This window comes from Paenibacillus sp. strain BS8-2 (genome assembly GCF_054483835.1).
This window is the reverse complement of sequence record NZ_CM137010.1, coordinates 3,696,089-3,709,749: the sequence shown is the minus strand read 5'-3', so window position 1 is coordinate 3,709,749 and position 13,661 is coordinate 3,696,089. Positions and strand designations below refer to the sequence as shown.

Below are 13,661 nucleotides of genomic sequence, written 5' to 3'. Positions count from 1 at the left end.
AATGAAACAAAAGGATATACCTAAGTATACCCTTTTCGCTTCATCCGTTGTCTTATATTAGTTGGTTTTCAATAGATTTTCATTCGCTTGCAGCTGATTGTTTTTAAACGCCAGCAGCTTATCGTACCCCTGGCTCATTGAGGCTTCATGGGCTTCATTCAGTATTTTCTCTACCTCTTCATCGCTCTTCGCGAAGAGAGCCTTGGCAATGTATTCCTTGTACATATCGTCCAGCGTTGTTTTAATAATTCCCTCTTCGGAATCGGGAGCTGGATGAAGATTGTAATAAATTGTGCCGTCCTGCGAAGTTTTCCAGGTTACATTCACTTGCTGCACTTTGGTCCAATCCCTTTGATCTTCAGGCAAGGACATGTCAACAAGGGCGCTTCTGTCATCAACGTATGCGGTGTTACCAGCCCAGTTCCATGAACCCAGCTTGTCTTTGTCTTTGTCTGCTTGCGGCGTAGAATCCCAGGTTGCATTAAAAATGGGATATCCATCCGCATCGGTCTCATCCCAATAACGTCCCTTAGGTCCGTATGTCATGGTATTCTGACCTTCTATTCCAGTCAGCCAATCCAAATAAGCAAATATGCCCTCTGGATTCTCTGCGCCTTTTGTAATAATGTTTACATTCCAGCCCAAGGTGATGTAGCTGTTAGGGAATACTTTATCAGCCCCTACGCCTTCTTTATGAATCGGCCAGATAACTTCATAACCCGCCTCTGGATCAGCTTGCTTTAAGAGATTATGAGCTTCTCTCATATCTGTACTGGTGACCTGAATAGAAGCGAAAACAGCAACCTGACCATTATTCAGCTTTTCTTTCACCTGCTCCGTTTTCTGAGTAAGCGCATCTTGCGTAATGAGCTTCTCGCGAAATAATTTGCTTGCATACTTCATGGTGTCTACAAATGCAGGTTCTTGATAGATGGAGGTCATCATCCCGTCCTGATCACTAGCTTTCTGATTAGTAATGAATGCAGGGGAGAAGCCTTCCTTCATACCAGATGTCATCATTTCAATACCTTGTGCTTGCGTGTCCACTTCTAACGGAATCACTTTCGGATATTTCTCTTTCACTAGCTTTAGGTAAGCATACAGGTCGTCAAACGTCTCAAGCTTGGGAGAACCAAGCTCCTTGTGAATTTTTTTGTTTATCGCATACCCCGCATTCCCGTTTGGTCTGGATGTATACCAGTTCGGGAACATATATAGCTTGCCGTCTGGCGAGCGAAGCAGATCTAATGTTTCTTTCCCTGCCCATTTCACTAAATTTGGATACTTATCCAAGTAGTCATCAAGCGCAACCAGCTTATCCGCTTCACGCAACTTCTCCACATCGGCTCTCTCAATAAGCAACACATCCGGCAGCTCATCTGCTACCATCATTGTGCTCAATTTCTGTACGGCTGCGCCGCCGGATTGAATGGGATCAACCGTTACATTCAGATTCTCTTTAATCCATTTGGAGCTTGGATCTGACCCCCACTGCTCGTTATTCCACCAATCATAATGAGCATAGAAGCTGAAATGAAGTGGTTCTGATCCTAATTCGAATGCAGTGGATGCAGGCTCACTTGTTTCGGCGTTTGAAGGAGACGGCTCAGCAGTCGCTGAAGATGATTGATTATTTCCTCCTGAATTTGTACAAGCCGATAATACTAGCGCAATACATAACATAATACCAAATGCGTGTGCAAACTTCTTATTGGTCTTCATATTCTTACCCCTCTCTTCAATATAACGTCTATGTGAAGCTGTATGCAGCTTATCACCGATATGACCGATCATCCACTAACCCTTAAGTGAGCCTACAAGTACTCCTTTGACAAAAAATCTTTGCAAGAATGGATACACCATAATAATTGGCGCTGTTGCCACAACAATCGTAGCCATACTCAGAGATTGCGAGGTGACAGTTTTTGCTCTTTCAAGGGCTTGCAAAGCAGAAGCATTCCCTCCGGTCGATTGAAGCAGCATATCCGCTGACACATTCGAAATGAGAATTTGCTGGAGAACAGACGATATTGGCAAGAGGTCCGAATTATTAATAAAGATAATGCCAGAGAACCAATCATTCCAATGTATTACTGCAGTGAAAAGCGATAATGTCGCAAACACCGGTCCCGAGACAGGCACTACGATCCGAATGAAAGTACTGAAGTAGCCGCAGCCGTCAATCTTGGCCGATTCTTCGAGACCATCAGGCAGCTGCATGAAGAAGGTTCGGAATATAATCATATTCCATACGTTCATAGCTGTCGGAATGACTAGTACCCAGAACGTGTTGTTCAGGCCAAGTTCATTGTTAAGGATGAAGGTCGGAATTAACCCCCCGCTGAAGAACATTGTAATGATGCAATAAACCATATAATAATTGCGGAAGATGACATCTCTGCGAGACAGACCATACGCTAGCAGAGATGTGACAGCAATGGATAACAAGGTGCCAACAACGACTCTGAGAACAGAGATGACGAACGCATTCAAGATTCGTCCATCATTAAACACGACTTTATAATTATCGAGCGTTATGGCTCGCGGCCAAAGCGTAATGCCGCCTAGCGATGTGTCTGCCCCGGAATTAAACGAGATAACAAGCGTATTCCATACGGGATATAACGTTACGAAGCCTAAGAGAATGAGAAGAATGTATATACCAATTTGAAACATCTTTTCGCCATATGTTAATTTCATGACAATGTGCAGCTCCTTCCAATGACTACCATAAGCTATGTCCTAACCGACGTGCGAATCGATTGGCTGCAACAAGTAGTAGGATGTTGATTAAGGACTTGAATAAACCGGCAGCTGCTGCATAGGAGAAACGTTGGTTCTGAATGCCGATCCGATACACATACGTATCAATGACATCGCCAACCTCTCGCATGATCGCATTCATACCATTACTGGTAAGCATCAGAATATCCTCAAACCCCGCATTCAGTAGATTGCCTATTTGCAGAATCAAGAAGATGATAATAATCGGCATGATGGAGGGAATCGTGATGGCGAATATTTGCCTGGACCTCGATGCTCCGTCTATGGAAGCGGCTTCGTAAAGGCTTGGATCTACTCCGGCGATGGCGGCCAAATAGACAATGGACGCAAATCCAATCTCTTTCCATATATTCGCTGCAATAAGTATCTCCCAGAAATAATTAGGTTTGGAGAGCCATGCGACTGATTCATCTATCCATCCTAGCTTCAGAAGAATTTCATTGAGCGACCCGGTATCTGCCGAAAGAATAGTAAGAGCGAAACCGCCTACTACTACCCATGATAGAAAATGGGGCATATAAGTAACCGTTTGAATAAATTGTTTGAAATAACGATTTCGAATTTCATTCAGAAGCAGCGCCAGTATAATAGGAGCCGGAAATCCGAATAGCAGCTTCAATCCGCTAATCACTACCGTATTTCTTATAATGCGCCAGAAATCAAGCGAATTAAAAAACATATCAAAATGTTTCATTCCCGCCCAGGGGCTTTCTAAAAAACCTTTAAATAGATTGTAATCCTTGAAAGCGACGATCACGCCATACATGGGCACGTAATTAAACACAAGCAGAAATAATAATCCCGGAAGAATCATCAACTGGATTTCCCATTGACGCATCCATCTCATCCCTATTGAGGGTTCCATTCTGGATCTTGAAGTGTCCGAATGTCGTTTGGCTGCCGTCGTTTTCATCTCTACACTCCTCATAATCTGTATACATTCATAGTACAACAGTCAAAGCTTACGCAACAATTCAGATAAACAACGAAAAGTTTACTATTGCAACGCAAATATAGCACTACCTCCGCAAATAAAAACCCTCCTAATAATAGGAGGGTGGAGGCGACAGACCGGTGAAAGGTCCAATGAAGAGGTTTTCAGACACGCCTAGTTAAATAAAGTCAACTCATAGAAATCAAGCCAATCCGGTACGCCCTGTGTAAGCTCGATTCTTACGTATCGTTTGGTCTGCGGGGCAAAGGTAATCTCGAATGCATGAGGCGAGCCTGATGCGGTTGTCACCTGAGTCCAGCTGCTGCCATTATCCGAGACCAGAAACTTAAAGGCTCGAGGATAGTTAATATTGGTTGTTAAGACATGCAGCTTCCGGAATGTCTTGGCCGAGCCCAGATCAATCGTATACTTCATCCCATTGTACATCGAAGCGCCTGAAGTATATCTAGTATTCACGTTGTTATCGATCGCTTGACTCGCAGGCAAAGAAGCATACTGATTCGAAGCCGAGGCCGTCCAACCTGACTTGCTTAATGCTGTGAACACATCTGTAGTCGTTATGACATTCCAATCTGTAGTTGTGAAGCTTCCAGATCCATCAGCCGCCTCTAAGCCTGCCGTAATGCTGCCTACATAGTCGGTTGCTGCCGCCCATCCCTTCTGCACAGTGAAGTCCCAGAAGTCATCCAGTTTCACAGTCAGACTAGAAGTCTTGGACGCGCGATAGTAATGGACAATTTCATAATTTGAGAGATATTGCACGTACACCTTCCATACCACACCATATGAATCTGTCATATCTTGAATATATGCGCCTCCGGAGAGGTCCTTATAATCTGGATGAATCATAATGTCTGAGGTTATGTTGTTCCCATTAATAGCATTGCTGTTATGGGTCCAGATCTCCCAGTAATTCTGCCATCCTGTGCTGGTAATGGTGCCGTTGGCGAAGCTCCATGTGCTGGTTGTAGACGTATTCCCATTAATCTGTAGTGGCAGATTGGAGTTCACTGTATTGGTATTCCCCGACCAGGGCCAAATTCCACGATTAATCTGAATGCCCATGCCTCCAGATCCGCCATTAAATTGATAACTGCCTCCCCAGCTCGTATTACTGTTAATCCAGTTGCTGATCGTTCCGTTCGTCGGCCAATTATAAGTGTTATTAAGCATACAGTTCGTACCGTCCGAGCTGCATGCGCCAGCCCATGGGCCGTTAGACGTTGTTGCATTGGCGACTGTAGGAACGAAAGTTAAAATCATCGAGAACATAATAATAAACAGCACACTTTTATTCTTCATCACACGCCTCCTAAATTGGACTGATCAAGGAAAACATAAGCCGGTATATCCCTTGAGCAGCTTGGATTCTTGTGGCATTGGACATTGGAGCGAACGTTCCGTCACCCATTCCATTCAATAGATGAAGATATTGAGCCATCGATACAGCGTCCAGTGCCCAGGACGAGATCATATTCGCATCCGAATAGGCTAGTTGCTCCGGATTAGAATGGCGCTCAAGCCCATCTATCTCATGTTTCAGCGCATATGCGCGAACGAGCAATACTGCCATTTCTTCACGGGTTATTGCATCATTTGGACGGAATTGCTGGTGTAAGTTACCTTGAATCAACTTTGCGTCATATGCTGCATGAATGGCTTCCGAATACCAAAGATTGTCCTGAACATCCTTGAACGGTTGATTGCCATCCCTAGCTTGCAAATGCAGCATTCGTACTAGCATAGATACAAATTCTGCTCTTGTGATACTTTGATTCGGTGCAAATGATGTATGGTCGATGCCCTCAACAATTCCGTACACACTCAACGTTTCAAGTGCTGGATAGCCCCAGTGTTGATCAGAGATATCATCGTAGAGCTTGTTGAATTGAACAAAAGCGTATGAGCTGAAATGCTCAAAATCGGCACCCAACGTTTGCTCATCTATGGTTCGAGCGACTTGAACAAACTCCCACTGCATGGCCTCCTCGTTCCAATAGTACACATAGACTGCTTTATCGTTCATGTATAATGCTGCATCCAATTGTATAGCGATTGGTTCAATAAATTCATGTACTTGATGCACAACGCCTTGCGAATCAAGTAAAGACATTTGCAATTCATAGACCGTGCCTGTTTGTCCCTGCTGAACTGGCCCGATATCTTGCAGTTGCTTGGACGTTACTTTTTTCTTAACCACTGTAATGGATATCGCTTCAAATTTACTTGCAGCAACGTCTGGATTCAGTATTTCTTTCCATACAGCAGCTGGAATCCCCAGCTTCAATTCCTTGAACTGAATCGTCATCGAGTTTCCTTGTATTTCTGTAAGCTTCTTGATCGAAAACTTGACCTCCCGCTTACCTTCAGGCGCTTGAACCCGGTTATCACCATCGCTTGTGCTTTCAATGAGCCCATCATCATATACCCGTTCGTCCACTTCGGCTGGCGCCGATGCAGTCGGGGCTGGCCATGAACCTGTTGGCGTTGGTGTCGGGTCCGGCGTCGGTGTTGGTGTCGGGTCCGGCGTCGGTGTTGGTGTCGGCGTTGGTGTTGGTGTCGGCGTTGGTGTCGGCGTTGGTGTTGGTGTCGGCGTTGGTGTTGGTGTCGGCGCAGGCACTTCACCAAACACTCTGAACTCCACAATCTCGAACTGATAGTACGAGCCGCTATGCTTCACACGAATGTACCTGTATTCATTCAAGTCAGAGGGATTTAATGTCCAAGTTGAGGCGAATGGCATCACATCATTCCCCTGTCCGCCAAGCTCGACATACTGAGCGAAGGACGCATCATTTGATGCTTGAATCTGAAACTCCTTACGCTCTCCTTCATCACCGCGGTTTGCTTCATGTTGACTGAATACGAGCTCCACTCGTTTGATGGCATAAGATGCCTCCAGATCAACCGTAAACAGATGCGGCATCTGCTCCCAATTGGCTGCATATTTTGTGTCTAATCGACCATCCACAGCAAATCGAGGCCCGAGATCATCGCTATACGCTTTACTGCCTGTAACAGGTTTTCCTTGGGCCAAATTGCTAGTTAACGAGCTGACATCTGCAACTGTAACCGTCAACCTATCCTTTGTGCTGAGACTGCCGTCGGAAGCCTCCAATTGCAGGGTATAGGAGCCTGGAAGAGAGAATGCAGCAGTGGTTTGCAATTGATGGACCTGGCCGAAAGTAACACTGCCTGGCCCCTCTATCTGAGACCACGTCGTCGTAAGCGTACCGGAAGGCAACGTCTCATCACTTGCTGCACCCGTTAAAGAAGCAGTGGTCAATAAGGTGACTGACTGATCGTCGCCTGCTTCGACGACAGGCGGGTCATTCAGCTCCGCAGATCGATATTGAAGCTCCGTTGACCCAAAGTGTATGGCCCAATAAGCTGCATTCGTCGAAGCAAAAATAATCTTCACAACATTTGTTCCTTCAGGCAATGCCGCATTGGATAGCTTCATGGATTTCCAACCGTTAGCTGTATCTATCGCTGTTGAGGCAGTAACGGTTACAGATGTCCATGTCTGCCCATCGACTGAGCTTTGCATAGAAATATAGTCTAATGGATTCGATATCGTATAGCTGTGATAATAAATTTCGCTCACGACAGCGGTTAACTGATCTTGTTGATAGACCATCTCCGCACTCGCATCCGTTGACTTCCAGACGGTATGTGTATCTCCGCCATAATTAGCTCCTCCATCATCGATGGATAGATTTTCAGAATGAGATTGTACGATTGACCAGTCGTCGAGAGGATCGGTCACCGTAACAATGGTAACAGATTCACGATTAATGGATAACGAATACACTTCTTGCTGACTATTGTCCTTAGAGATCACCGTTATCGTGAACACATTAGCTCCCATATCCAATGGTAAGGAAATCTCTGAACCGGTGATGGCTTCTCCATTTACTTTAATCGTCGCTTCAGGATCCAAGCTTTGAAGTGACAAGTTCACCTCATCGACATCAGCCTCCACTCTAGCTGAATAGTCCGCAATGTTGGGATCGAATGCAGGAGATAAAGTCATCTCGCTCGACGTCATCAGGGATAACAACGCATTGTCTGCTGTCCTCGAACCGAATACACGAATCTCAGCAGCGGATAATGGATTGGAGCCCACAGCCGTCTTCTCCATCCGGACATAACGATATCCGTCCATGTCAGGTACATTAGCTATCCATGTGCCTTGATGCAAGAAATCGTCTTCCCCCTGGGTGCCTGTAATTTGATAGGTTCTGAACAAAGGATCATTGGATACCTTAACCTGGAACAGGTTGCGGAAACCATCCCATACGGCATCTTGCTTCTGAACAACCTCGACTCGGTTAATCGCATAGGCAGCCTTCAAGTCCAGTTGCACCCACATGGGACTATTGAAGGAAGAGGACCAAGCCGATTCCACATCATCATCCAGGATCAAGTCTGGGGTATAATGGCTTGAATATGAATCTGACGCAGTCGCCGTAACGTCCTCTACCAAGGATCTATTCGGTCCCAATTCTGCATGCTCGACGTTAACCGTTACACTGGCGCTAGTGACCTCAGCCTCATCACTTACGGCTAACTGCAGCATATATTGTCCCGGTTGTGAGAATGCAGCCGTTGTCCTGGCAATATGCGCATTGCCGAATGTAACATCTCCAGGCCCGCTTAACTTGCTCCATTGCAAAGTGAGCTCCGAGGAGAAGGGCATACCGTCATCTGTTACAGCAGCTTGTAAGGAAATCGTATCAGCCAATGACGCATTCATCTCGCTTGAAGACAGCGTGACAGAAGGCGGCTGATTGACACCTGGCGTTGGAAGGGCATTCAGGATCGAACTGAATTCACTTTCAAGTCCAGCATGATTGATAATAGTCTGTACAGCCGGAGGTCGATTGTCTGAATCGAATAGAATTGTACCCGTCACACTGTTATTCGTTCCTTGCTCCTTCACATCATCTGATGTCGTGTAATTATTGCTCACTAGATGATCGGATGAACTTGTCTGGAAGAACAGCCAGTAATGGAAAGGTTTCTCTACCACATTTCCGCTCACAATTACATGATCGCTGTTGTTATCAAGATAGATGGCAGAGTAGTCACGGTAGGAGGTGCTCACATAGTTATCCTTAATCTCATGCGGCATGGACGTGGAGCCATCTCCGAATATATAGAGTCCACCTACATCATTCAGCCGCTTGCCAAAGTTATACACTTTATTGTTGTACATCTTAATGCCTTCATATTGTTCATTTGTAATCGAGGCGATGCCTGACCAAGGAATATCGGCTATATCATTGTGACTAATGGTTACACGGTCTACGTAGAACGTTTGAATGGCAGGTGTTCCTCTATACTCTTGACCGACATTCCTAATCGCATTGTTCGTTATTGTAATATCGGTTGTAAGGCCCTTACGCCAGTCTCCAATCTGTTGCTTGTTAGACAACCAGGCATGACCTGCATAAATCGCTGTATCAGAGGTGTCATAAACTGCGTTGCGTTGTATCACCGTATTGTGAACGCCTGTATATAGACCGATCCCCATTCCGCCCGTATGAGCGATGATATTATCCTCAATTCTAATATCAGTTGCAGCATCCACATGAATAGCTGCGGGCACAGTTTTATACAATTCATCATTCGCTGGGCCGTCAGGCTTCTCCAGCCATTGCGCTTGATACGTAATGTAGCTATCACTCTCCGGTGCTTGCCAAGTCGTATACTTCATTGTTAAGCCTTGAATGACAATATCATGAGCAGGCGAGCTTGCATCCGTGCCACGAACACGAATAATCTCCTCAAGCTGGGGAATGGTCACATTGGCATTCGCTAAATCCTCTCCCGCTTCGGGATAATAATAAAGCGCTTTCACATATTGGTCATAGAACCACTCTCCAGGTGAATCCAATAATTCAATCGCATTCTCCAAATAAAAACCAATGCTCGGTTTCACCCGCTGGTAAGGAGGCGTTAACGATAAGGCTGCGATCGAGAAGTAAGGCTGCTTCATAGTCAATTGATAGTCGCCATCATTGTTCTTGTCCAGACCTCGGACGGGCAGCCAGAAGTCTTTCCATTCCACCGCAGTATGAACCTGCATATCTTCAGGATGGGAGAAGTCCTTGTTCTCCAGTTGCTCGTTCGAAACGACGTACCCATCCTGCACTTCAGATGTTGCAGGATCATTATAATAATCTCTGCCTATAATGGGAGTCGTCGTTCTCGCTCTTATCTTGCGCGCGTCATTGACATACAACTGTCGGAAGGGCGCAATCTCCTGATTCGTTAAGTCCAGCTTATAATAGCTTTCACCTTGCACTTGCTCCCAGCTGCTCGGCAACCGTTTCCCTCCGCTTAGAACGGGATGCTCGCCAGGATAAGCTTTGTAGATGACTGGCGAATTGGAGTCAATTCCTGAATCAGTCGCCCCAAGCTCCAAAGCTTCCTGTAATTCATACAGCCCGCCCCGAATCATCACTTCTACCGCTTCGGTGCTCGTCTCCTTTACATCTTGTACCGCTTCCTTGGCACGATTAAGCGTTGCGAATGGACCATCTGTGCCCTCCTGATTCGGATCTGCCAGTTGGCCGCTCCATGAGTCATCTCCATTAGTCGCCACATAGAAGATGTTCACCGTCGGTGAAGCCCATACCTTTGACTGTGATGGCGTAGGTGCGAGCATTCCAATGATCAGCATTGGAATCATAAGATAAACCATAAAGCGTCTTGAAGCACACTTCCAGAGAGACCTTGCAATCACGAGATAACCTCCTTTATCTGTAATAAATGACTCCTTAAGCGTACGGGATTCATGCTTTCATCCACAATTGAACTAAGCAACGAAAAGTTTACCTTTCCTAAGGGATTATTTGTGCGCAGCCACAAAAAATAGCGCCTTCCGAAGAAGACGCTATTACGTTAGCGCATATCTATTCTAAATGTTCAACTGCACCTTTACACCCGTTCTAGCACTCTCGATTGCGCCAAGCACCATAGCCATACTCTTGATATTATCTCTGCAATCCGTTTCTGCCGATCGCTTCTGCTCCAGCGCCAAGAACATCTCATCAAGGCAGCCTCGATGTCCCTCTTCACCCTTCCAATGATAGGCTGCCTCCACCCGTTCTGTCTCATAGGTGAACTTCCCAGTTTGATCTATATTCCGGACAGCTTCTGCCTGAATGTATTGCTCGCCATCCCAGAGAGCCGTTCCCTTCTCTCCGCTGACCCTCCAATTCGATTGCCACGAGGTCGGCATCCCCTCTGAACACCATGATCCGCGATACGAGAATACAGAGCCGTCTGACATCTCAAAAATACAAACAGCCATTGCATGGCCTTGGTACCATGAGCCTTTTGGATTAAATTCTTGACAATAAACGGATACCGCATCTGCACCAGTCAAGAAACGAGCAGAATCGAAGGTGTGAATCGCCATATCCAGAATAAGCGGACTCTCCATCGCATCTCTAAATCCGCCAAAGTGAGCAGCCATGAAGAAATCTGCACCTACATGTCCAATTGCACCGATCGCGCCCGAATGTAAGAGATCGCGGTAGGCTCTAATATTCCTGTCGAATCTGCGATTCTGCATCACTGAATAAGTAACTTCACTCTCATTGGCTAATTGCACGAGTGCGAGCGCTTCATCCATCGTTGCTGCAAGCGGCTTCTCGCCTAGAACATGACAACCAAGCATCATCGCGGTACGACACACTTCAAAGTGAGCATCCGGCGCTGTTACATTGAATACAACATTCGCTTGCGTCTCCTTGATCGCTTCTTCCACATTTGTGAATACGTCACAGTCCAGACCATGACGAAGCTTCGCGTTACGAGCAGAGTCGAGAAATAGGTCGACTAATCCAACAATACGAATATCTTCACGAGAATTTGCATATTCGATCCAGGCATTCGACATATTCCCGCATCCAACAACAACTACATGATATTGACTCATTGCAACTCCACCTTTTATCTAGGATTAGGAATATAAGATCCGCCACGGCAAGATTTCAAATAATTCAGCGCATGCACTTGACCCGTCATCTCCAGATCACCTCGATAGATCGGATCATGATAGCCTTCAATATCAATGACTCCTTGATATCCACCTTGCTTCAGTATCGTAATAATATCCGTCCAGTTGCTGTCGCCAAATCCAGGTGTCCGATCCCACGCGAATTTTTTGGGTCCATGTATGCCATACTCTTTGACAATATCCCAAGCAATCGTTGCATCCTTGCCATGAACATGGAAGATCTTCGGAACCCATTTGCGCAGCTGCGGTATGGGATCAATTAGACTAAGCAATTGATGGCAAGGCTCCCATTGCAAGCCAATATTTGGATCGGGCAAAGTGTTGAACATCATCTCCCAAGCGGTCGGGTTATGAGCCACATTCCAATCCCCTGTATGCCAATTGCCTCCCATACTGCAATTCTCGAACGCCAGCCGAATTCCCTTATCCGAAGCACGCTTTGCTAATTCTCCGAACACTTCTCCGAATTTAGGCATGGATTGGTCAATAGGAACATCCGGAATTCTACCAGTGAACCCGGAGACGATATCAGCTCCGAACAGATGTGCATGGTCAATCAACCGCTCCCATGAAGCCAAGGTATCTGAATTATTCGCATGACCCGTTAATGGATTGCCGAATACGCCTATTGTAGATATCGTAATATCATGTTCTGCTATCGCTTCTTGTACAACCTTAGCTGTCTCTGCCAGATCTACATCACCCGTTGTTTGCCAGAACGTAATGCTGAAGGATTCAAATCCATGCTTAACAATTTGCGGCATCACACGAGCCACTTCCCACCCGTTTACCAAGGTACCGATTCGAATATGCGGATGCAAGATTGTTCATCTCCCCTAAATTAGATAAGATGTAAAGAATAAGCCCATTATATCGTCACTGCATAATTTGTTCTCTATCCGATCTTCAGCTCTTCTATCCCTATTTTAGTGAATGGAGCGATTTCATTGACTTCCCCTCAATCCTTGAAAGAGAATACGACGCTTCTTAACAAACAATATCCCATTAATGTATTCCGCAATGCGCATGCAAGAGGATTACAGCCCGTAATGATACTGGGACTTCATTGGCATGAGCATTTTGAATTGATCTATATGACAAAGGGGAAAGCGAATTTCCATATAGATAGCGTTTCTTATTCGGTGAATGAAGGAGATCTATTAATTGTTCCTCCTGGGGGCATGCATGTTGGATATCAGGATGGAGACGAAGCAACCGAATACATCGCGGTTGTATTTAATCCCACCTTATTGCTTCCCAGAGAGATCGATCGCTCATTCGAGCTCTATCTGAGACCCTACTTAGCAAATGAAGTCCAATTCCCTGTTTACTTTGCTGCCGATGACGCTGCTTGGCGTGGTATTCACCATTCCTTAAGCGCTGTCATTACCGAATTCGAGGAGAAACAGCCTGCTTTCGAAATAACAACAAAAGCCAATCTGACGCTTATGATGGTTCAATTGACCAGAGCCCACCCACTTCCCGAGAAGGAGGTCAGACCATACAAACAGGATCGTCAGCTTCAACGATTCAAGCCGCTCTTTCAATACATCGAAGAGCATTACCACGAGAAATTAACGATCGAGATGGCTGCAAGCTTTCTCAACCTGAATCCCAATCACTTCTGTCACATATTCAAGCGAACAACGGGTCAAACCTTCATCGAATATGTCAATTATATGCGTATGAACGAAGCCCAGCGTCTTCTGAAGCAAACCGACTCCACTATTACTGAAATTTCAGATCGTGTCGGTTTTGGTAATGTTAATTATTTCACCAAGATCTTTAAAGCCTTTAATGGAATAACGCCAACTCACTATCGAAAAAGTTGATTTACCCATTGTTAAACTCCCCCGATTTCGCTCGCCGCTAGCAATCTATGATTGA

The 13,661-nt window shown here is 45.6% G+C and carries 8 protein-coding genes; 1 reads left to right on the top strand and 7 read right to left on the bottom strand.

Annotated elements, in window-relative coordinates:
- Positions 1–57: 57 nt before the first annotated feature.
- The 7 genes from ACX1C1_RS15790 to ACX1C1_RS15760 form a co-directional block, all read right to left on the bottom strand.
- Positions 58–1,722: an extracellular solute-binding protein gene (locus ACX1C1_RS15790; RefSeq protein WP_458953127.1), complete on the bottom strand. Its 1,665-nt coding sequence runs from the start codon at positions 1,720–1,722 to the stop codon at positions 58–60.
- 75 nt (positions 1,723–1,797) lie between these two features.
- On the bottom strand, positions 1,798–2,700 hold the full coding sequence (locus ACX1C1_RS15785; protein ID WP_458953126.1) for a carbohydrate ABC transporter permease: 903 nt from the start codon (positions 2,698–2,700) through the stop codon (positions 1,798–1,800).
- A gap of 25 nt (positions 2,701–2,725) precedes the next feature.
- Complete coding sequence (locus ACX1C1_RS15780; protein WP_458957699.1) at positions 2,726–3,631, bottom strand: ABC transporter permease; 906 nt, start codon at positions 3,629–3,631, stop codon at positions 2,726–2,728.
- A 261-nt stretch (positions 3,632–3,892) separates the two neighbouring features.
- The gene (locus tag ACX1C1_RS15775; RefSeq protein ID WP_458953125.1) at positions 3,893–5,041 is read right to left on the bottom strand and encodes a discoidin domain-containing protein; all 1,149 of its coding nucleotides are present in this window, start codon (positions 5,039–5,041) and stop codon (positions 3,893–3,895) included.
- Between the two features lie 10 nt (positions 5,042–5,051).
- On the bottom strand, positions 5,052–10,493 hold the full coding sequence (locus ACX1C1_RS15770; protein ID WP_458953124.1) for an S-layer homology domain-containing protein: 5,442 nt from the start codon (positions 10,491–10,493) through the stop codon (positions 5,052–5,054).
- Positions 10,494–10,667: 174 nt separating this feature from the next.
- Positions 10,668–11,693, bottom strand: a complete 1,026-nt coding sequence (locus tag ACX1C1_RS15765; protein WP_458953123.1) for a Gfo/Idh/MocA family protein — start codon at positions 11,691–11,693, stop codon at positions 10,668–10,670.
- Positions 11,694–11,707: 14 nt separating this feature from the next.
- Complete coding sequence (locus tag ACX1C1_RS15760; protein ID WP_458953122.1) at positions 11,708–12,595, bottom strand: sugar phosphate isomerase/epimerase family protein; 888 nt, start codon at positions 12,593–12,595, stop codon at positions 11,708–11,710.
- Between the two features lie 126 nt (positions 12,596–12,721).
- Between ACX1C1_RS15760 and ACX1C1_RS15755 the strand changes: the two genes are divergently transcribed.
- On the top strand, positions 12,722–13,606 hold the full coding sequence (locus tag ACX1C1_RS15755) for a helix-turn-helix transcriptional regulator (protein WP_458953121.1): 885 nt from the start codon (positions 12,722–12,724) through the stop codon (positions 13,604–13,606).
- The last annotated feature ends 55 nt before the right edge of the window (positions 13,607–13,661 follow it).

Bases quoted from the DNA above. Each gene is read 5' to 3' on its own strand.
- ACX1C1_RS15790 (WP_458953127.1), bottom strand. From the start codon at position 1,722: ATGAAGACCAATAAGAAGTTTGCACACGCATTTGGTATTATGTTATGT.
- ACX1C1_RS15775 (WP_458953125.1), bottom strand. From the start codon at position 5,041: ATGAAGAATAAAAGTGTGCTGTTTATTATTATGTTCTCGATGATTTTA.
- ACX1C1_RS15785 (WP_458953126.1), bottom strand. From the start codon at position 2,700: ATGAAATTAACATATGGCGAAAAGATGTTTCAAATTGGTATATACATT.
- ACX1C1_RS15765 (WP_458953123.1), bottom strand. From the start codon at position 11,693: ATGAGTCAATATCATGTAGTTGTTGTTGGATGCGGGAATATGTCGAAT.
- ACX1C1_RS15780 (WP_458957699.1), bottom strand. From the start codon at position 3,631: ATGAGATGGATGCGTCAATGGGAAATCCAGTTGATGATTCTTCCGGGA.